Origin of the sequence: Bacillus sp. JJ1533, assembly GCF_036965045.1 — a bacterium.
GTDB lineage: Bacteria > Bacillota > Bacilli > Bacillales > Bacillaceae_L > Ferdinandcohnia.
The window spans coordinates 85,146-104,879 of the sequence record NZ_JBALOV010000003.1 but is presented as its reverse complement, the minus strand read 5'-3'; the positions used below and the strand labels follow the sequence as shown (position 1 = coordinate 104,879).

Genomic DNA, 19,734 nt, shown 5'->3' with positions numbered 1-19,734 from the left:
TTAATCTATCACATTTACACTATTAACTTTAGTGATAAGAAAGCATTAGCACCTAAACCAAACCTACTATTTATTGATGGATGAGCCATTCAGTAATATCTAAATTATTCTGAACGGATATCACAGCATCAACAATATTGCTATTTCCATATGTCAAACTTTAATATCTTTTGCTTCTAAAACTCCGTTTACAATCAAAATGGTCTGTTTATATTCTTCTGAATCCAGTATATCAAAGCCATCAGTTAAATAATGTGGGGATTCTCGGAAATGTCCCACCCAGTCTTACATATAACAACAAATGCGGTCACTGGATCACGCTTTGCTGGAACAAGTGAATAACAAAAAGTACCAAGAGATTTCTTGGTACTTTTTGTTGCAACTTTAAGAAATAAGGTTTGAGTTAATCGTTACTGTTAGGGGTGATTAGTATCCACCGCCCACATATGAAGTACCAACAATGATTAGCAGGATGAAAAGTACAACAATTAATGCAAATCCTGCACCCATACCGTATCCGCCACCGTAGCTCATAGAAACACCTCCTTCTTCGAAGATAAGATAGTCTATGAATCGACATTAGGATCCGACATGGACAGGTGTGGAATTTAGCAACAATGAAATTTTCGTCTATGATGCACTACTTCAATTCTTCTAATCGGTTTTGGTACATCTTTCACATTTATACGATTAACATGAGTTTAAATACTTGAACGATAATAAAAAGGTACTTAAAGGAACAAGCTATAATAATGCAACTTAAATTAAAATCCGGATATAAGGTGTGACAGGATGTCTAAATTTATTAGTAACTTAATTAGAAACGCTATTAATGAAGCAGTTGATAAAACAATTACACGGATGGCAAGGGATTCATATACAGAAAACCTGTTCGAATGGATTCCTGTTACAAAAAAAGAAGGACTCATTAATATGATTGAAAATGTGATGAGAGCAACTCAAGGAAAACCTCCTGAACGTCCATGGGGAAGTCATTTGCATTTTTCTCCATGGGAAAAACTCTTATTTAATCCCGTGCATCTATATCGATTTCCAACCCAAGAAGATGTTAAAATATCGACTTCTGTAACTATTGGCAAGGGTGCTAAAAAACCATTAAAGGTTTCAATTCCGTTGATGATCGCCGGGATGTCATTTGGTGGAGCACTTAGTAAAAATGCAAAAATTGCTTTGGCCAAAGGTGCTTCCATGGCAGGAACAGCAACAAATACGGGTGAAGCGGGATTAATGGAAGAGGAAAGGGAAGCCGCAACCCTATTAATCGGACAATACAACCGGGGTGGATGGCTAAACACCCCTGATAAATATTCCCGTCTAGACGCAATTGAGATTCAATTAGGACAAGGAGCACAAGGATCAACAGCACAAAGGACTGTGGCAAGTAAAATCGGTCAAGAATATCGGGAGGTGTTTGGACTTGCTGAAGGTGAAGATGCAGTAGCACATACCCGATTGCCAGGTGTAAATAATACAAAACAATTCATAGAACTTGTACGCAGGTTAAGGGACGAGACAAATGTACCGGTTGGGCTGAAAATAGCTGCAACTCATTATCTCGAGAAGGAACTTCAGGTTGCATTAGAAGCAGGAGTAGACTTTATTACCATAGACGGTGCGGAGGCAGGATCTCACGCAGCTGCACCAATATTGGAAGATGATTTGGGTCTACCTACCCTTTATGCGGTTTCGCGAGCTTCGAAATACTTATCACAAAAGGGTGCAGTTAATACTAGTTTAATTGCAGCAGGAGGATTATCAAATCCGGGACAATATCTTAAGGCGATGGCCTTGGGAGCAGACGTTGTGTATATTGGAACTGCAGCAATTACCGCTTTGCTTGGAGAGCAAATGACTAAAACCGCACCTTTTGAGCCACCTAGCGATCTTGTCATCTACAATGGAAAAATAACGGATCAGTTAGACGTTGAAAGAAGTTCCATTCAATTGGCCAATTTTTTGAAGGCCTCTGTGCGTGAAATGGAATCAATCTGCTATACTACTGGAAAAGTAAGTTTGTCGGAATTATCCAGAACCGATTTGTGTACGCTTGATCCATTTTTGTCTCGAGCAATCGGAGTTGAGCTTGGGTATATTTCTTCAGATGAACAAAATGATTTCTTTGCAGGATTTCCTAATCTCCCCGATTTTAGTTCATCATTCAAACAGGATGATTTGTATCATGACCAACACGAACTACATTAAAAGAATCAAGCAATACTGTTTAAACGGTATTAAATGACATTATAAATAAAGGATTATTGATAAAGAACTAGTCGCCAAAATTGTAGCTTGTTCTTTTTGATTTTCGGACAATATTAGTTAAATAAAAAGAAGTCTAAACAAAGGAATATTATTCTAAACAGTAAAAAATAATGAAAGATGAAGATAGTTTATATTTATGCAAAACCAAGTTTTTGAAAAAATGAGCTTAAATTAAAAGGTGCTTTAATCCAAGAAGGATTAAGGCACCTTTTTGTTGAACTCCTAATTGAGCTAACGATGCAGGATACTTAAAAAGGTTAATTTAACAAATTTTCGAGAAGGGGAGAGAAAGATGAGTGTGCTATTTAGGGTTGAGTTGTATGTAAAAGACATTGAAGAATCTTTAAAATTTTATCAAGACATTATAGGGTTAGAACTGTATGGTAGAAATGAACGGTCTGGACGATTCAACTATGATTGTTTTTCTTTGTTAATCGCTTCTGAATCAATTCTAGGGGACAGCCATTATTTTAATAATAAGCCTAAAAGCAACGTTAAAGGAAATGGTTTTGAAATGATTATTGTAGTAGATGAATTAGAAAAAGTGTACCAACGATGCCTTGATAGCAATTACCCAATTGAGGTTGAGGTGGAAAAATACCCTTGGGATATGAGAGGATTTAAGATTGTTGACCCAGATGGATATTTTTTAAGAATAACTTCTAAATAATATAGTGAAGTACTGTAGTTAAATTATAGGGTGCGTTGGTCCAAGAAGGATTAACCGCCTTTTTTGTTGAGGTTATTAAGCTAATGGGGCAGTATTGTTCAATAAGTAGTGAAACTTTGTAATATGGGTTTTCGTAGTAGTAAAAATAAGGGGGGCATTACATCAAGAGCAGTAAAGCATTTATTTTATTCGCTTAATGGGGAAGTAGTTATTAATGTGAGGAGGAGTTTAATATAAGTAAAATTAAAACAACATCTATATGTACGTCTATCGTATTAATAATTTTACTTGGGATTACTTTTTTTGAATACATATTTTTAAGAATATTCGGGTTGCAATATAATTCAATTGGTGCTTTCTTTGTTATGTACGTATTCCTTGAAATACCTCTCTCGCTTATTACAAATGCGATACCAAAGGCTATAAAATCTATCGGTATTCTTCAATCAAGTAAGGGATAGTTATCAATTATTTTGAATACGGGTCTCACTTTTGCGTTAAATTGAGATACTTGATACCTTTTTGGAGAATATTTCGATTACTTGGCAAGGCTCACTCATATTCTCATTGATTACTGGACTTATCGGTTGGAAATTAGAAGAGAACGATGATGAACCCCCAATGATTGATAGCAAGGATTTTGAGATATTAGGACATAGATTTAGATCTAAGAAATAAAAGGGTTGTGAAAAATTACACTTAAAGTTAAGGAGTGTTAGTAAAAAAGGATCGTCAAAAAGATAACGGGTTCTTTTTTGTGGGAAAAAAGGCAATAAAAATATTTAAAACGCAAATAAAAACCACGATTTTCATAAAAAAATCGTGGTTTTTTAGCATTATAATTTCATTGTATAATTCCCTTAATTTTTTGTTCTTCCTGAAATTTAATTAAACATTTTTTACATTATGCAATCTATTCTTATACTTTCAACTGGCACTAATTCAAAGATTTCTTTAGGGAATTCCTCCATATCACACCAACAATTGCCGTGTTCTCCAGCACTAGACCTACATCCATTAACTTCCCCACATAAAGGGCAATATTTATTTGTCAATGAACTTCCCCTCGAATTGTGACATAATAATAGTCTTTTGTTATATTCTATTTATACTTTGATAATATGTGCTATTAACGATATGTTTGTAGCATAACATATTAAGAGCCATCGATATACCCAAGAAGCAAATCTTATCTGAAGACCTAATAGATAAAACGGTAATACTAGATGTTACAGATTATTATTTATTCCAGTAGTTATATGGTCCCGTAGAGAAAAGTAACTCCTACCGAAAAAAGCGTAAATCTAATAGAGATTTTCGCTTTTTTTGTATTTAACTTATTTATATAAGTAAAAAATTATTTAGGTGAAGTGTTTAAGAAGAACAAGCATGAATAACTTATAGAATTTTAACCAGATCTCTATGTATATTTCGTTTTATTTAGAAATCCAAAGTATGTAATTTAGAGCAGAAATTTTATATTACTGCTCTAATAATTTTTCTGGAATAAAAAGCTTTAAATTGGATAATGTATTTAGATCTTGACCAAAAAAGTTATTCGTCTTTACTTTAGATAAATCTTCAAATTTCTTAACTGCCCTTTGAAACTCCATATCACTCACTTGCCCTGTAGCAAGAAGAGAACATAAAATAGCAAAGCCTATTGCTGTTGTATCAACATTTACCTCAATATTTACATCTACATCTGAATTTCCGCTGTGTTCAATTGAGTTTATACTTTTATTTTCATTATTAAGCCTATTTATATCCTTGGAACTTCCATAGACTTTAAATCTAGTTTTTTCTTGGGGAAACTTATTTCTTTTCTCCATAATATTTCATCCTTTTTATTAGGTGGGATATAAAATATATCCCACCACTAGTTAAAAGTCTACATCTACATCAGTATTTTGATCCTGGTCGTTTTCCGCATCTTGTTCTGACCTTACACGTGCATTACTTCTACTATTTAAACGTACATCAACTCTAGAGTTTCCAGAATTAGTTACAGTAGCTCGCGCTACATTGGTATTTCTATCTGTGTTTCGAACATCCGCTTCAGATTCTGCATTCGTTCTGTTATCAATATCACTCTCGAAGTCAAAATCGCTATCAACATTCACCTCTTGTCGACCGTTTGAACTTCTAAAATGGCTTTGGTTTCCGTGACTGTCGAATCTTCTTCTAGTCATTTTGTTCCCTCCTTTCTCAATCTTAATTACAAGTTATTCTTATTTTAAAAAAGTGTATAGGCTGCTTTCTGAGTGTTTTTGCCCTTTTTAATGAATTACTAAAGATTTAAATCTAGTTAAGGCCTTGTAATAAATATACAAATAACAAAACTAAAAATAGGTTTTAAACTATTTCGGTTTTTGTTTTAGGTGTAAAAATTTCCAAGCTTCTAGAAACCCTCAATGTAGTGAAATTATTTATAAAAACAATCGTTTGTCCCTATCAAAATAATTGTCAATGAATAAAATGTCATTGATATTTATTGAAAGGAGCTAAAAAAATGGATGGAATGAATAATATGCAACCATCAAGGCTTTGTCAGGAGTTCGCAAATATCTTGGATGCGACTCCATCTATTATAAATGGTGTTTGTACAGCTACTCGCTTCAGAAATAACCTCCACCCAACCGTATTAGGCCGTAGAGCGGAATCCTTTATGTTTGTCCCACAAGCTTTTTCATTTGAACAAGAGGACAGTCAAGGAAGAGCTTTGTGTTTAGGTGAGACGGTGATTCTTCAAGACGAAATCAACCGATTTGTTTCTATATTAAGGAAGAATGGGATTCTTGTCACAGCTATTCATAACCATTGGTTATTTGATGATCCGCGGTTAATGTTTATTCATTGGGAAGCCACTGATAAACCACTCGATTTTGCAAGAAAAACAAAAGAAGCACTAAATGTATTAACATCGCGAAATATAGGGGGCTTTAGTAGAGGAAGGAATCGTGTTAATCCCCTTGCAGAGGAACTGTGCGAACAGTTTCATGATATACTTGGTGGTGATCATACATTTGAAAATGGTATTTGTACGGTAATGAGATCCAGGTTGAATCTAAAACCACGTATTTTAGGCAGACCAAGCAGATCATTTCTTGCAATTCCACAAATGTTTACTTTCGAATCATTAACTCCTGACGGAAGAGCTTTATGCAGTGGTGAGTCGGTTCTATTAGAGGAAGAATTTAATCCATTAGCTAGTAGATTGCGCCAACACGGAATTCTCATCACGGCTTTCCACAACCATTGGCTCTTTGACAATCCGCGACTTATGTATATTCATTTTGTGAAAATTGATAATCCAGTACAGTTTGCAAGAGATGTTAGTGATTCTTTAAAGGTTCTAAAAGGATAAGTTTGGGCAACTAGCAAACTTTGATGGAAAGCAACGTTTTAAAAGGCGTTGCTTTTCAAAATTTTAAATTTGATTTGTTTGTTTTTCCGAAGGGATGAATCTGGACTTCCTATTCATGTTATTTAAATAGATTGCTCTTCAAGCTCCACATAAAATCCAATAATAGAAAAACCCTTCCTTTTTTCATGGACAATCGATATTTTAACTTGAATTTTAAAAGGATGAAGTTAAAAAACTCAACTCCATCCCATTCAATGAGGTTAAAAACCTTCATCAAATTCTCCGTCTCCGTCTCCGTCTCACTTCTTCAACCTCAACATCAATGTTTATATCTTGGTCCTGATCGTTATCTTGTTCTTGTTCAGATCTAACATTCGCATTGCTTCTGCTATTAAAACGAACATCTACTCTTGAATTACCTGAGTTAGTTACTGTTGATCGAGCTACATTGGTATTTCTATCAACGTTACGTACATCTGCTTCAGATCGATTTCTTAATCTGTTTTCGATATCTATTTCCACATCAACATCAACATTTGTATTATTATTTCCCCTTCTATCCATTCAAACTTCCTCCTTTATTTGTTCTTTCGAAAACATAATATTCTAAATGAAAAAAACACCTCCTTATTTGAAGTAAGTACAGTATATATAACTGGATTTAACATGCTTGGACTATTGACTTTATTTTAAATAAAAGGACACCCATAATAATGAGTGTCCAGGAGGAGGTATAATATGTCTAAATGGTGGATAATTTAGTTTATGCGTAAAATACTAATATGAAATGGACAAGAGTGGAATTAATAGTTCGTAATTCGATGAAATTATGAAGTGAAAGCACCTTCTTTTAACTTAAGTAACAGGTGCGTTAATCCAAGAAGGATTAACGACCTTTTTTTTTTCTAATGAGCGATTTTAAAAGATAATTCTTATTCAATCAATGGTAGCGATGCTTCAAGAGCGAAGGATCGTCTTTTTGAAATTATTTATTTTCCTTGAAACCTTTTCTATGTATAAACGTATATACTATTAATCATTTTTGTCGGTTTAAACCATCACGTGATGGTTTGTATGGGGAGGTGAGTTTTGATGGGGTCGGGAAGTACCGAATTGGTGAACTTGCAGAAATGGCGAATGTAACAAAGCGCACAATTGATTACTATACAAATATGGGTCTTTTAAAAGCAGAACGTAATGCTTCGAATTATAGATATTACACTCAGGAATCTTTAGAAATTCTAAGATTTATAGAAAGCTGTAAACAAAAACAACTTTCCTTACATGAAATAAGAGAATCAATAAATGATGAAAGTAAAAAGAATCAGACTGATATTCTTCTACAAACAAATGAAGTGGAAGAAAAAATCAAGAACTTAAAAAACAATGTTGATGAGTTACTGCCCTTACTAGAAAAACTCAATGACAGTGAAAAAAAGTTGATTCTCAATAGACTCTCACCTGAAAGTGTAACTTTAATTCATTCATTACTGATGCTATTGGCTTAAACAGGTTTTAAGACTAACTAAATCTTTCTCAAAAATCAGGAGGTGTCTCCTTATCCGTTATCGGAGTAAGGGATTTTATTGATAATAATTAATTTAATTTTGTTTGCGGTATTAATTGTATTAACAGCATTTTTCGTTGCAACAGAATTCGCAGTTGTGAAGGTAAGAAGCACTCGAATTGATCAATTAGTTGCGGAAGGAAATAAAAATGCAATAGCTGCTAAGAAAGTAATCTCTAACTTAGATGGTTACCTCTCAGCATGTCAATTAGGAATTACAATGACTGCATTAGGTCTTGGTTTTTTAGGGGAGCCAACGATTGCCGCTCTGCTTGAGCCAGTCTTTTTGAAGTATAATATTACCCCTACAGTGTCTCATATCATTTCGCTTGTTCTTGCCTTCGCATTCGTTACATTTGTACACGTTGTTGTTGGAGAATTGGCTCCTAAAACGGTGGCCATTCAGAAAGCAGAACAAGTAACTTTATTTTTAGCTCGTCCCATTATATGGTTCTATAAAATCATGTATCCTTTTATTTGGTCTTTAAATGGAACTGCACGATGGTTAACTGGATTATTTGGGATAAAGCCAGCTTCAGAACATGAGGTAGCACACAGTGAGGAAGAATTACGTATGATTCTGTCTGAGAGTTATGAGAGTGGAGAAATTAATCAGGCTGAATATAAATACGTAACGAACATTTTTGAATTTGATGATCGAATTGCGAAGGAAATCATGGTTCCACGAACGGAAATAGTAAGTGTATCTGAAGATTCCAGTATTCAAAATTTTATCGACTTGGCAAGGTTTGAAAAATATACTCGTTATCCAGTAACACTTGATGGCGATAAGGATCAAATTATTGGATTAGTCAATATGAAAGAAGTTCTATCAGATTATGTTAATGGAAAGGATATGGCAGGAAAGACAATTGCATATTATACAAAACCTATCATCGTAGTAATTGAGTCTATGCCTATTTACGACCTATTAATAAAATTCCAAAAAGAACATACTCATATGGCCATCTTAGTAGATGAATACGGAGGAACAGCTGGACTTGTAACGGTAGAGGATATTTTAGAAGAAATTGTCGGTGAAATCCGTGATGAGTTCGATGCTGATGAAATAGCTGAAGTGGAAAAGGTAAAAGCTAGCCACTTTATCTTTGATTCCAAAGTCTTGATTGATGAAGTTAATGAATTACTAGGAACGAATATTGAAGAAGAAGAAATGGATACGATCGGCGGCTGGATGCTTACCCAGAATTTTGATCTGGAAAATGGCGATTCGATATTCTTTGACGGATACGAGTTTAAGGTTTTAGATATTGAAGATCATCATATCAAGCGAATTGAAGTTTTTCCAGCTAAGGAAAAGGTAGAAGACGATCCAAAAACAGAAAAGGAAACCGAATAAGATTAAAAAGGCATGAACGGTTTCGGTAAGCAGAGAGAGAACATAAATGAATATAGTCAATGGAGTATGAATTAGCAAATAAATTCATACTCCATTTTTTATTGATATAACAACTATTTATTTGTTTGTTTTAACAAGATATATAACCCTCTAACAATCTATGTCAGTAATATGGCCATTATCTAGAAAAATATGAATAAAACCTTTTTAATTGAGAATTATTATCACTTAATGTATATTAGGTAGTAACGATACATATTCAATGAGAAGGAGATTATACAATGCAAATATACTGGACTAAAATAAATAAGATTATTGAGGAAACGCCTGAGGTTAAAACGTATCTGCTCGACTGTCCGGAAAACTTTACTTGGGAAGAAGGCTCCCACACTCACTTTGCACTGGAAGGTTTCAATGCTGGAGATAAACCAAACAAGAGCCTGGTTCGTCATATGTCTATCTCTACTTTACCGTACGAAAATGCAATCGGTATCACAACACGCATCAGAGAGCAGTGCTCTGAGTTTAAATCGATTTTAAGAAATCTTGAAGTCGGAAATGAAGTTGCAATATTTAAAACACATTCGAATGTACCACTGAAAAGGGAAGATAAAAATATTTATCTGCTGTCGTCAGGTGTCGGCCTTGCAACTTTTAGACCGCTTGTACTTGAATATTTCGAACGTGCTGCCAACGTCAATCAAATTCATTCCCTAAACATTGATTCGTCAAAAGATTACCTATTCACAACTATTTTTAAATCTGCACCTGACAAGAAGTTTACGGCACAGTTCGTCGACAACCGTAAAGACTATTATGAAGCAGTGAAAAATTTTGCTGCAGATAAGAATGGACTCTTCTATGTTGTTGGTAGCGACGAGTTCGTTGTCCAGAACATTGAGGTGCTGCGCGGGCAGGGCATCAAGCCAGAACAGATTATGCTTGATAAGCGTGAAAAAGAATTGCCTAAGTTTTTTGGATTTACAAAGGAATAAAGGGGAGCAAGCGATAACAAGATAAAACCTAAAATGAGCCAAACTTAGGGTTGGCTCATTAAGATTATACTTTATCAAGCTCTTTCTTTTTTCTATAAGGCCTTTCATTGAACAATCTGTAATCCGCACTTAAATGGCAATATGCACATTTACATGTGGTTGATTGTTCTTGATTGTTATTTAGTCTAGCTACATGTGGAACATCAAGAGTATTAAGCCCATCTTTTACATGTTTTAGACAGACGGCTACCATTTACTTTCCTCCTTCTTATGCTAAAGAAGCTTCAGCAGAAATTCGTTTTTTATAAACGATTTTGCTAAGAGAAATACTTAATTCATACAGAATGAATAAAGGAATAATGACTAAAATATCCGAGATAAAGTCAGGTGGTGTAATTAATACAGAAATGGCAACGAGCAAAAAATAAGCAACCTTTCTTCCTTTTATTAACTTTTCCGGATTTACAATTCCTAGTCTGGTAAGGAACATGATGACCGCTGGCATTTCAAATAAAAATCCAAATGGAAGTGTTAGGTGAAGCATGAATTGGAAATACTTTTCTGCTGTGAAGAATGTTTCAAATTGGTCTCCAACTATATCTAATAAAAAAGAGAGAACTAATGGAAAAAGAACAAAATAACCAAATGATATACCTAAAATAAATAGGATAAATAAACCTGGAATAAACATTAAGGTTACTCGTTGTTCTACAATTGATAACGCTGGTTTTATGAACTTCCAGACTTGATAGGCAGCTACAGGAATCGTTATAGCAACAGCAAAGACAGTCGCAATGACCATATAAACCCATAGGATGTCCCCTGGACCAAGCAAGGCTAATTTTCCATCCATATCCCTTACTAAATATTGATAGAGATCCCCAACAAAAATTAAAGATCCAATTAGAGCTAATATAAAAACAAGTAACGTAATAATGATTCGTTTACGCAGTTCTGCTAAATGGTCAGTGAGTTGCATTGCTTCTTTTTCCATTTAGGTACCCTCCTTTCGTTAGAAAAAAAGATGCAAGTAGGTAAAGGCCTACCTACATCAATCTGTCAGTTAGCTTCCTGTTTTTTTGTTCGTTTGATCGATTGTATGCAGTGTAGTTTTTTCTTCCGTTTTTGATTGGTTGTCGTCACCATTTACTAATTCACGGGTTGCTTTTTTAAATTCCTTTAGGGTTGTTCCAAAGGCTCGGCCAATTTCAGGTAGCTTTGAAGGGCCGAAAATAATAAGAGCTAGGACCAATAAAAGAATTAACCCAGGGATTCCAATGTTTTGAAGCATATTTGAACCTCCTTCTAATGTGAGAATATTATAAGTTTACTCCGTGGCGCTCAAATGCTGCCGCTTCTAGAACGGACATACCTTGGGCCTCGGCTGCCTTAGCCACTTTTTCCGAAACTTGAGGTGCAAGATTCTTAGGAGCAGCAAAGGACATTTCTCTTGCGCGCGCAGAGTTTCTGCGTTGGAACGGTCCCCAAATGGCAAAGGTTATACCTGGTTCTTGAATATTGACAAAAAGTGTGTTTCCATCTGGTGAGAAGGTTGGTCCTGCAAATTCTTCATCATTTAAACGGTTGGCGGCAAAAGGATAGACCTTGCCTTCTGGGGTAATTCCCATAATGCGATCTTGTCCAGCGCCATCTTCTACAAACCAAAGGTCGCCCCATGGAGTACAGCAGATATTATCAGGATATTCCATTTCTCGTGCATCATTTCCCTCATAGAAAAGCTCCAATGTATTAGTGTGAGGAACATAACGATAAACGCGTCCAAGTTTTTTTTCACCGGCAGAAGTGTCATCGAACCAGAAAACACCCTCTTGGAAAAACGCTCCCTCAAGTCTTGAGAATTTAATGCAGTTTTGAGCATCAGCTTCCTCACGGCACCAATGAGGATCTACTTCCTTCCAAACAATCTTAAATGTTTGTCCTGTTTTAAATGTGCTTGCAGCTGGATCAGTTACCGCTTCAATTGCGGCTGCATAAAGCTTACCGCCTTTTTGTAACGAACCTGGTTTTTGGCTCAAATCATTAGGAATAAAACGGTAAAGGTAACTTGGGCTTGCATCCTCGGTTAAGTATACATAACCTGTCGATGGGTCGATGGCACAAGCTTCGTGAGAGAAACGCCCCATTTCCTTGATTGGAGTTTTGCTCAAATCGTTTTCCGGTTGTTGCGGATCTACTTCGAATACATATCCGTGTCCAGCGGAACGGTTTTCTTCACAAGTTAACCAGGTACCCCAAGGTGTCGCTCCGCCAGCGCAATTTCGGATTGTACCTGAAGAGGTAACATATTCTTTAATGACTTTACGATTTGCACTTACAACTAGAGCCGTTGTACCACCTTTAGCATTTGGATCATAAGGATTACTTCCAAATGCTGGACCTGCCGATAATTCATGATTACGAACCAGAATGGTTGTATTGTTAGGTCCTTCAAATGCCGCCATTCCATCAAAAGCTCCAGGGATTTTCCTTCCGTCTGTCATCAGTTCGCCTTCTCTGGAAATAATTTCATAATGAAAGCCTTCTGGAAGATCTAGAATTCCATTTGGATCTGGAATTAGAGGACCATATCCGCCAAAGCCACTAGTTGGATTATCAACTTTACCAGCCGCGAAAGTTTTGGCTTGTCCACCTACCGATAAGAGACCTGTAGTGCCTAAAGTCAACGCAAGTGTACTCATTCCACCAACCTTTAAAAAATCTCTTCTGTTCAAACCGTTCTTTTCCATTTGTTTGCCTCCATAAATGTAATAGATTATTAGGGTGTAAAAACTTCAGGTGAATCTATTTACTAAATTAAAACATGCAGTTTAATTATGAATTAAGACATGATTAAAATAGTGTGAATATTTTAAAAGTGGGTATAAAGTTTGATGTTTTTAAAAAACGGGATAAAGAATATTCATTTAAGGGAGTAATTTTGTACCAGTTCATTAAATCTAGGAATGAATTTAGGATAAATTCCCTGTGATTTAGGTAATGGATTACGAAAAGAAAAGAAGATGAATTTTCTTTTTTTGTAAAAGTCTTATTAATTTATAGTAAAAATAATGAATAAATTACTAACGTATTATTGTGTTGGTTAACATTGGGGCAGGAGTATGACAGAAACGTAAGACTATAAGATGTTTGTGAAGAAATGTACTTAGACAAGCGGGTGAAATACGTACACAAGGCGATCATAATGGTCGCTTTTTTTGATTTGTATATTGCATTTGGAATATTATGTTAGTATTGAAGCAACAGATATTTTACTAACGGAGCAGGTTTATAGAATTGGGAAGATAAGAAACTAGATATTACTAGAAATATGAAAAGATTTAAAGGAGTGAAGAAATGAATAATAATTTTCAGGAATTAGTGGAAAAGCATAAGCCTAAAATTGTTGATAAAGGGGAATTTAGAGTTGTCGGAATTTCGTGTAATACAACCATGATGGATAAGGACATTAAAGTCCCTAATATCGTTGAGGAATTCCATTCTTCTAGAATTGGCGAGGTCAAAAATAGAATTGATGAAACAATCTCTTATGGGATTTTTGTTGACCCGCCAAACTTTAACCCTGAAAAAGATGAGTTTACCTGGATTGCTGGTGTAGAAGTAACAAATGATGAAGATATCCCAATGGAGATGACGTTTATAACCATTTCCGCCCATCAATATGCTGTACTAGCGTTTAATCCAAAGACCGATGATATTAATCCCTATCAGTTTCTTTATCAATGGTTTACGAGCGAAGGATATGAAGAAACAGATCTCATTGGTTTTGAAGTTTATAACCCATATAAAGGTGTAGATTCGGATTATATATTGCATTTACCTGTTAAAAAGTCAGAAGATATACTCACTAAACGGAAATGATATCAGTTTTGTGAGTAGTGGTATGGTTCGCTGCTACTCTAGATGTACTTGTCATTGAAGCCTTGCAAGTGATGAATTAACCATTGAGGAATTGGATGCCTTACATTGTTTAAATCAAGATTTTCGAGTAGGACCTGTTCCGGACAACATTGATTTTTAATATAATCATAATGTGTAAGAGGCGTGTTTTTTGACACGTCTATTTTCTTTTTAATGGCAGATACTCGACATTATCACATTACAAAAAGGGATCAAAGACTATAATCAGTTACGTTCAAACCTGGATATTGTTATAATAAAGCGATATATAAGACTTAAGAAAAGTGGAATATTTAGCGACATTTAATGAAAAACTTAAATGATATGGATTTCTAACTAGTAATTTCACAGGAGGTAATAAATATGTCATTCAAATCCCAAAATATCTTTATCAATTTATCTGTAAAAGATGTGAACAAGTCCACCCATTTTTTCAAGGAACTTGGTTTTGAGTTCAACCCACAATTCTCTGATGAGACGACATCTTGTATGATCATCAGTGAGAATATCTTTGCTATGATCATGAATGAGGAACGATTCGTTGGATTTAGTAAGAAGAAAATTGTGGATACCACTAGTTCTGCCGAAGTAATTCTCAGTTTTTTAGCTGGAAGTAGGGATCAAGTAGATGAGATAGTAAATAAGGCATTGTCATCTGGTGGTAAATCTTTTAGTGAGCCACAAGATCATGGGTTCATGTATATTTGGGGGTTTCAGGATTTAGACGGTCATTTATGGGAAGTTGCTTATTTGGATGAAAGTACAATTAATCAATAATATGCTTAGAAGAGGATGGTTGGCATGACAAAGACTTCAATAACACAACTGGTAATGAAACGCCAGTTTGATGTTCCAGCAGAAAAAGTGTTTGATGCATGGACTAAGGAAGAAATGATAAAAAAATGGATGTTTACGATGGAGCATACGAACAAAGTGGCAGAGTGTGATCCTCGTGTCGGAGGAACATGGGAAATTGTGGATCATCGAGACGGGAAGGATTACCGGGCTATTGGAGAATACAAAGAAGTAACCCCACCTACGAAACTTATTTTCACATTCCGTATGCCTCAATTTAGTGATTTAGAAGACAACATTACAGTAGAGTTACAACCGATTGAATCAGGTTGTGAGATGACGTTCACACAAGATATTACCGTTATTCACGAAGAGGGTTGGACTACAGAAGACATTGAAAAAGCACAAGAAGAATGGAAAAAAGAAACCGGACAAGGTTGGCATTATATGTTCTTAGGTTTGAAGGAATTAGTAGAAACAGGAAAAATTACATATCCTTCATTTTAATATTAATTAAAAGTAACAGAAGTTCTTTTATCTTAATGATTCCTGCATTTTTATATCCTTACTTAAATTAATGATAAATGGCAACTGCTAATCGGGGACCAAATTTTATTTAAGAAAGCTACGAAAGAGAAAAATCTTTTTTGTTGAGTACGGAAATAATAAGGTAAAAGATGAACCAATTACACCTATAGTCAATCATAAAAATGATAAAGTTACGAATGCAACTTTGTAAAAAACTGTACGTTAAGGGTGCTTTTCTTGTTTAAGAAGGCGCCTTTTTTATTGTACCTGATTCTAGAAAAAGCCATTTTAGGATTAGTTATTGTCCAGCCTTCTTTAACGTTCTTTAACCTAAAATGAACAAAATAGGTAATGCTGTTTTTGAATGAAAATGGTACGATTGTCATGAAGAGCATACAATGAAAAGGAGACATGTTATGAAGGAAATCCTCTTGAAATATATGGCTACCTATACGTCGCTAAATGAAGAAGAACAACAGGCTGTGTTGGATGCTTTAGAAATACAAAGGTTTGAAAAGGGGACCTCTCTCATCAAACAGGGGGAACGGCCCTCAAAGAATTGTTATTTTGTATTGAAGGGCTGTGTCAGGCAATTTCATGTGAATCTTGATGGAAAGGAGGTTACGACCCACTTTTATACCGAAGAACAAGCCATTTTATTGTTTAATAATGAAGCACCAAATCAAGAATCCAACTATACATTAACCTGTCAAGAGGATTGTGTATTAGTGGTTGGAGAACTAGAATCTGAACAAGAAATGTATCAGCAATACACAGAGCTTGAAACCATGACCCGACGGATGATGGAAAACTACTTTGTTCAAGCACAAAATGAAACCTCAACATTTATACGTTCTTCCCCAGAAGAACGCTATAAAATGATCGTCCAAACTCGACCAGAACTCCTCACACGTGTACCACAACATCAATTGGCAAGCTACCTCGGTATGACACCAGAGTCATTAAGTCGAATAAAAAAGCGAATTCAGTCATAATCTTCCCTTATTTCTTACCATCTTAACTTAAGTCAATGCTGCATTCTTATTGTCCGGCTACAATCAAGTAAAAAGGATCAAAGGAGGACGGAGATGAAAGCAATTATCTCTGAAAGGTACGGATCACCAGATACACTGAAGCTACGTGAGGTCGCTACACCCACACCTAAGGAAAATCAAGTATTAGTAAGAGTCCATGCATCATCGATTAATTATAGTAATCTTGTTTTATTAAGAGGGAAACCACTTCCAGTTCGATTCGTGTTTGGACTGAGGAAACCTAAATACCTGATTCCTGGAGGGGATATGGCTGGAATCGTGGAGGCGATAGGTGAGAATGTTACCCAATTTCAAGTGGGGGATGAAGTGTACGGAGATATATCAGGCAGTGGCTGGGGTGCTTTTGCGGAATATGTAGCCGTTGATGAAAAGGCATTGGCTTTAAAGCCTAGTAATCTCTTATTTACCGAAGCAGCCGCCGTCCCGATGGCAGCATTGACAGCCTTACAAGCGATCAGAGACAAAGCGATGATAAAGCCCGGACAGGAAGTGCTGCTTCATGGTGCTTCAGGTGGTGTCGGGACATTTGCGATTCAAATTGCGAAAACATTTGGTGCGGAAGTGACGGCTGTGGTCAGTACGAGAAATGTAGAAATCGCAAGTTCCCTTGGTGCCGATCATGTCATTGATTATAAAAAAGAGAACATCAAGAACCATGATAAAACCTTTGATGTCATTATCGGAGTGAATGGCTCGCAATCACTTTCTACCTATAAAAGAATGCTAAAAGAAAACGGAGTATTCATTCATGTAGGTGGCGCAGAAAGTCAAATGTATCAAGCAATGATGCTAGGAGCCTGGTACTCGATGACTGGAAAAAAGAAATTCATGTCTTTTTTACAGAGACCGAAGCAAGAAGATTTAGTCGTGATGAAAAAGCTTTTTGAAGAAGGAAAAGTAAAGCCATATATCGATAGAAGCTATTCCTTACGTGAGATTCCTGAGGCCTTTCATTATTTTGAACAAGGACATTCACAAGGGAAGGTTATTATTACTATCTAGTTGAGAAGGTTGGGGTAGTAAGAGAAGACCCCAACCTTTTTCTTTATTAAATTCTTTATGACTTCTTTCTCCATACCCAAACGAATACGAATCCAAGACCCACAAGCATCATGCCAATATGTACATACCAATAATCAACTAAAAATCCCCATTGAAGTTGGTAAATTTCTTTTAGGCGTTCAAAATATCCCATTCGTTCACACCCATTTCAAGACTTTTTGATTAGGGCAAGGTCCCCAGTGTCATAAAGCATTACCGCACTTGGGGTCAAGCCCTAAAATTGGTCTATTTCTGTAATTCATACTTTTTTATTTTAAGATATAGCGTATTTCGACTGATTGGTAAAATGTTCGCGGCTTTTGTAATATTCCACTCGACAGATTTCAATGTTTGTAGGATAGCCATTTTTTCCGTGTTCGTCAGAGAAAGTGGAGTGGCTATTTCAGAAGGTCCACGAGCAGGTTGACGCTCAAACTCATCTTCGAAATGTAAATCCTCGCCGTTAATGATTTTATCTTCTGCAAAAAACGAGGCTTGCATAAGAACACTTTTTAGCTCCCGTACATTACCTGGCCAATGGTAGGAGATTAGTTTTTGCTTCGCATCATCCGATAACGTAATAGAGGGGGAGTCTAGTTTTGTAATTAAATGTTGTGCTAGTTCAATAATGTCGGTTCTATTTCGTAAAGGAGGAAGTGTGATAAAAATCCCTCTCAACCGATAGTATAAATCCTCTCTGAACCTTCCGGCTAGTACTTCCTCGCGTAAATTCTTATTTGTTGCAGCGATTACTCTTGTATCAATGACTTTAACGGAATCTCCGCCAATTGGGGTTACCGTTTTTTCTTGTAACACGCGAAGTAAGGCTGCTTGTGCCTTCAAAGACATATCTCCAATTTCATCTAAGAATATCGTTCCGCCGTCAGCAGCTTCGAATTTCCCGGGAGCTCCTTCCCGCCTTGCACCTGTAAAAGCACCACGTTCGTAGCCAAATAACTCACTCTCAATCAAACTATCAGGTATGGCACTGCAATTCACCGCAATAAATGGTTTCATTTTCCGTGTACCCGAAGTGTGTAAGGATTGTGCGATTAATTCCTTACCTGTTCCGCTTTCTCCATAAATGATGATAGGGTACTCAGATAAGGCCGCTTTTTTAACAACTTTCCTTATATTTGCTATTTTTCCACAGGAGCCAATTATATCAGAGATTGTATAAAGCTTTTTTTCCTGGGAGGATTTCGTGTTATTTCTATGTAAGGAAACAACAGAACGAAAAACTTTATTCGAGTAATCGTCTATGATATCGACCGAATAGCCACCCTTCATATGAAACTCCTGCCCGATACAATCACTGCCTAATACTTGCTGGGCAGGTTTGTTTGCGCGAATAATTCTTCTTTCATGATCGAGTGTAAGATGGGGAGTTGAGCTTAGATTTGCTGTAATTTCCAATTCTTTTAAGGCTAGCAGCTTTTCTCGGTTTACATGATCCATAAGCAATCGGTTTTGGATAGCTTCTACAATCATAGTTGCTAAAGAAACCATTGAAGGATGAAATAACTCTTTCCTTGCACTTATATTAACTGCTCCGATAAAATCGCCACTTGGAGAAAAAATGGGGCTTGCTGCACATGTGAGAAAGTGATTCTTAACATGGAAATGGTGTTCTGCGTGGGTGATAATGTTCTTTTTCTCATAAATGGCAAGTCCAATTGCATTTGTCCCTTTCAATTCCTCTGACCAATTTGAGCCAATTGAAAAATAGTCAATGGATGCATCAATATCGAGATTACCTATTTTATGAATGATCGTTCCATTACCGTCAGCGATTACTGTAACAATGCCACTTGAATGAATGGTAGGATAAAGCTTTTCTAAAATGGCCGTAGTATGGTTGATCAAATTCTTATTCTCTGTTAGAACCTCTTGTAATTTCTTGCCCGTAAATTTGATATCCTGAATTGGGCCGGTGGGTGAAAATCCAAACCTTTGACATCGTTTCCAAGAAAGATCAATAATGTTCCTTTGATTGAAAAGATCGACGGATGACATGAATTTACCTATCCCCCTTACATACTTTCCTTGCAATTAGGACGTACAAATTATATCTAGTTATTATTATACTATTATTCCATTATTTTGAAAGTAATGAATACTTGTATTACGTATGTATCAAAATAGGACAGATGTT

23 protein-coding genes are annotated in these 19,734 nt (G+C 35.9%); 12 read left to right on the top strand and 11 right to left on the bottom strand.

The window, feature by feature from the left end:
- Positions 1-426: 426 nt before the first annotated feature.
- Positions 427-510, bottom strand: coding sequence for a YjcZ family sporulation protein (locus V7138_RS01535; RefSeq protein ID WP_246203968.1), 84 nt, complete (start codon positions 508-510; stop codon positions 427-429).
- A gap of 282 nt (positions 511-792) precedes the next feature.
- Between V7138_RS01535 and V7138_RS01530 the strand changes: the two genes are divergently transcribed.
- From V7138_RS01530 to V7138_RS01520, 3 genes are all read left to right on the top strand, one after another.
- Positions 793-2,223, top strand: a complete 1,431-nt coding sequence (locus tag V7138_RS01530; RefSeq protein ID WP_335393612.1) for an FMN-binding glutamate synthase family protein — start codon at positions 793-795, stop codon at positions 2,221-2,223.
- A 352-nt stretch (positions 2,224-2,575) separates the two neighbouring features.
- A complete protein-coding gene (locus V7138_RS01525) occupies positions 2,576-2,953 on the top strand; it encodes a VOC family protein (RefSeq protein ID WP_335393610.1) in 378 nt (125 codons plus the stop codon).
- Positions 2,954-3,186: 233 nt separating this feature from the next.
- The gene (locus V7138_RS01520) at positions 3,187-3,414 is read left to right on the top strand and encodes a YrvL family regulatory protein (protein ID WP_335393719.1); all 228 of its coding nucleotides are present in this window, start codon (positions 3,187-3,189) and stop codon (positions 3,412-3,414) included.
- A gap of 438 nt (positions 3,415-3,852) precedes the next feature.
- Here the strand turns inward: V7138_RS01520 and V7138_RS01515 are convergent, their stop codons facing one another.
- The 3 genes from V7138_RS01515 to V7138_RS01505 form a co-directional block, all read right to left on the bottom strand.
- Positions 3,853-4,008, bottom strand: a complete 156-nt coding sequence (locus V7138_RS01515) for a cysteine-rich CWC family protein (RefSeq protein ID WP_335393608.1) — start codon at positions 4,006-4,008, stop codon at positions 3,853-3,855.
- A gap of 426 nt (positions 4,009-4,434) precedes the next feature.
- Entirely contained in the window at positions 4,435-4,785 is a 351-nt protein-coding gene (locus tag V7138_RS01510; protein ID WP_335393606.1) for a hypothetical protein, read from the bottom strand.
- A 51-nt stretch (positions 4,786-4,836) separates the two neighbouring features.
- Positions 4,837-5,145: a hypothetical protein gene (locus V7138_RS01505; RefSeq protein WP_335393604.1), complete on the bottom strand. Its 309-nt coding sequence runs from the start codon at positions 5,143-5,145 to the stop codon at positions 4,837-4,839.
- A 329-nt stretch (positions 5,146-5,474) separates the two neighbouring features.
- On the opposite strand from V7138_RS01505, the gene V7138_RS01500 reads away from it, so the two are divergent.
- On the top strand, positions 5,475-6,320 hold the full coding sequence (locus V7138_RS01500; protein WP_335393717.1) for a DUF1259 domain-containing protein: 846 nt from the start codon (positions 5,475-5,477) through the stop codon (positions 6,318-6,320).
- Positions 6,321-6,593: 273 nt separating this feature from the next.
- Here V7138_RS01500 and V7138_RS01495 read toward each other — a convergent pair whose 3' ends face one another.
- On the bottom strand, positions 6,594-6,884 hold the full coding sequence (locus V7138_RS01495) for a hypothetical protein (protein WP_335393602.1): 291 nt from the start codon (positions 6,882-6,884) through the stop codon (positions 6,594-6,596).
- A 518-nt stretch (positions 6,885-7,402) separates the two neighbouring features.
- On the opposite strand from V7138_RS01495, the gene V7138_RS01490 reads away from it, so the two are divergent.
- From V7138_RS01490 to V7138_RS01480, 3 genes are all read left to right on the top strand, one after another.
- Complete coding sequence (locus V7138_RS01490) at positions 7,403-7,828, top strand: MerR family transcriptional regulator (protein WP_335393600.1); 426 nt, start codon at positions 7,403-7,405, stop codon at positions 7,826-7,828.
- 78 nt (positions 7,829-7,906) lie between these two features.
- Positions 7,907-9,247 (top strand): hemolysin family protein, encoded by a 1,341-nt coding sequence (locus V7138_RS01485; protein WP_335393598.1) that lies wholly within the window; start codon positions 7,907-7,909, stop codon positions 9,245-9,247.
- A gap of 281 nt (positions 9,248-9,528) precedes the next feature.
- Entirely contained in the window at positions 9,529-10,242 is a 714-nt protein-coding gene (locus tag V7138_RS01480; RefSeq protein ID WP_335393596.1) for a dihydropteridine reductase, read from the top strand.
- A gap of 64 nt (positions 10,243-10,306) precedes the next feature.
- Here V7138_RS01480 and V7138_RS01475 read toward each other — a convergent pair whose 3' ends face one another.
- From V7138_RS01475 to V7138_RS01460, 4 genes are all read right to left on the bottom strand, one after another.
- Positions 10,307-10,495: a hypothetical protein gene (locus tag V7138_RS01475; protein WP_335393594.1), complete on the bottom strand. Its 189-nt coding sequence runs from the start codon at positions 10,493-10,495 to the stop codon at positions 10,307-10,309.
- 15 nt (positions 10,496-10,510) lie between these two features.
- On the bottom strand, positions 10,511-11,236 hold the full coding sequence (gene tatC, locus V7138_RS01470; RefSeq protein ID WP_335393592.1) for a twin-arginine translocase subunit TatC: 726 nt from the start codon (positions 11,234-11,236) through the stop codon (positions 10,511-10,513).
- A 69-nt stretch (positions 11,237-11,305) separates the two neighbouring features.
- Positions 11,306-11,533, bottom strand: a complete 228-nt coding sequence (locus V7138_RS01465; protein WP_335393590.1) for a twin-arginine translocase TatA/TatE family subunit — start codon at positions 11,531-11,533, stop codon at positions 11,306-11,308.
- A 28-nt stretch (positions 11,534-11,561) separates the two neighbouring features.
- Positions 11,562-12,989 (bottom strand): alkaline phosphatase PhoX, encoded by a 1,428-nt coding sequence (locus V7138_RS01460; RefSeq protein ID WP_335393588.1) that lies wholly within the window; start codon positions 12,987-12,989, stop codon positions 11,562-11,564.
- A 607-nt stretch (positions 12,990-13,596) separates the two neighbouring features.
- Between V7138_RS01460 and V7138_RS01455 the strand changes: the two genes are divergently transcribed.
- The 5 genes from V7138_RS01455 to V7138_RS01435 all read left to right on the top strand — a co-directional run bounded on the left by V7138_RS01455 (position 13,597) and on the right by V7138_RS01435 (position 17,540).
- A complete protein-coding gene (locus V7138_RS01455) occupies positions 13,597-14,121 on the top strand; it encodes a GyrI-like domain-containing protein (RefSeq protein WP_335393586.1) in 525 nt (174 codons plus the stop codon).
- 402 nt (positions 14,122-14,523) lie between these two features.
- Positions 14,524-14,937 (top strand): VOC family protein, encoded by a 414-nt coding sequence (locus V7138_RS01450; RefSeq protein ID WP_335393584.1) that lies wholly within the window; start codon positions 14,524-14,526, stop codon positions 14,935-14,937.
- Positions 14,938-14,961: 24 nt separating this feature from the next.
- Positions 14,962-15,462 carry an SRPBCC family protein gene (locus V7138_RS01445; protein WP_335393582.1) on the top strand — a complete coding sequence of 167 codons (501 nt, stop codon included), beginning with the start codon at positions 14,962-14,964 and terminating at the stop codon, positions 15,460-15,462.
- Positions 15,463-15,899: 437 nt separating this feature from the next.
- A complete protein-coding gene (locus tag V7138_RS01440; RefSeq protein WP_335393580.1) occupies positions 15,900-16,478 on the top strand; it encodes a Crp/Fnr family transcriptional regulator in 579 nt (192 codons plus the stop codon).
- Positions 16,479-16,571: 93 nt separating this feature from the next.
- Positions 16,572-17,540 (top strand): NAD(P)-dependent alcohol dehydrogenase, encoded by a 969-nt coding sequence (locus V7138_RS01435; RefSeq protein WP_335393578.1) that lies wholly within the window; start codon positions 16,572-16,574, stop codon positions 17,538-17,540.
- 55 nt (positions 17,541-17,595) lie between these two features.
- Here V7138_RS01435 and V7138_RS01430 read toward each other — a convergent pair whose 3' ends face one another.
- Together V7138_RS01430 and V7138_RS01425 are read right to left on the bottom strand one after the other, a co-directional pair.
- Positions 17,596-17,733, bottom strand: coding sequence for a hypothetical protein (locus V7138_RS01430; RefSeq protein ID WP_335393576.1), 138 nt, complete (start codon positions 17,731-17,733; stop codon positions 17,596-17,598).
- A gap of 92 nt (positions 17,734-17,825) precedes the next feature.
- Positions 17,826-19,595 carry a sigma-54-dependent Fis family transcriptional regulator gene (locus tag V7138_RS01425; protein ID WP_335393574.1) on the bottom strand — a complete coding sequence of 590 codons (1,770 nt, stop codon included), beginning with the start codon at positions 19,593-19,595 and terminating at the stop codon, positions 17,826-17,828.
- Positions 19,596-19,734: the final 139 nt, after the last annotated feature.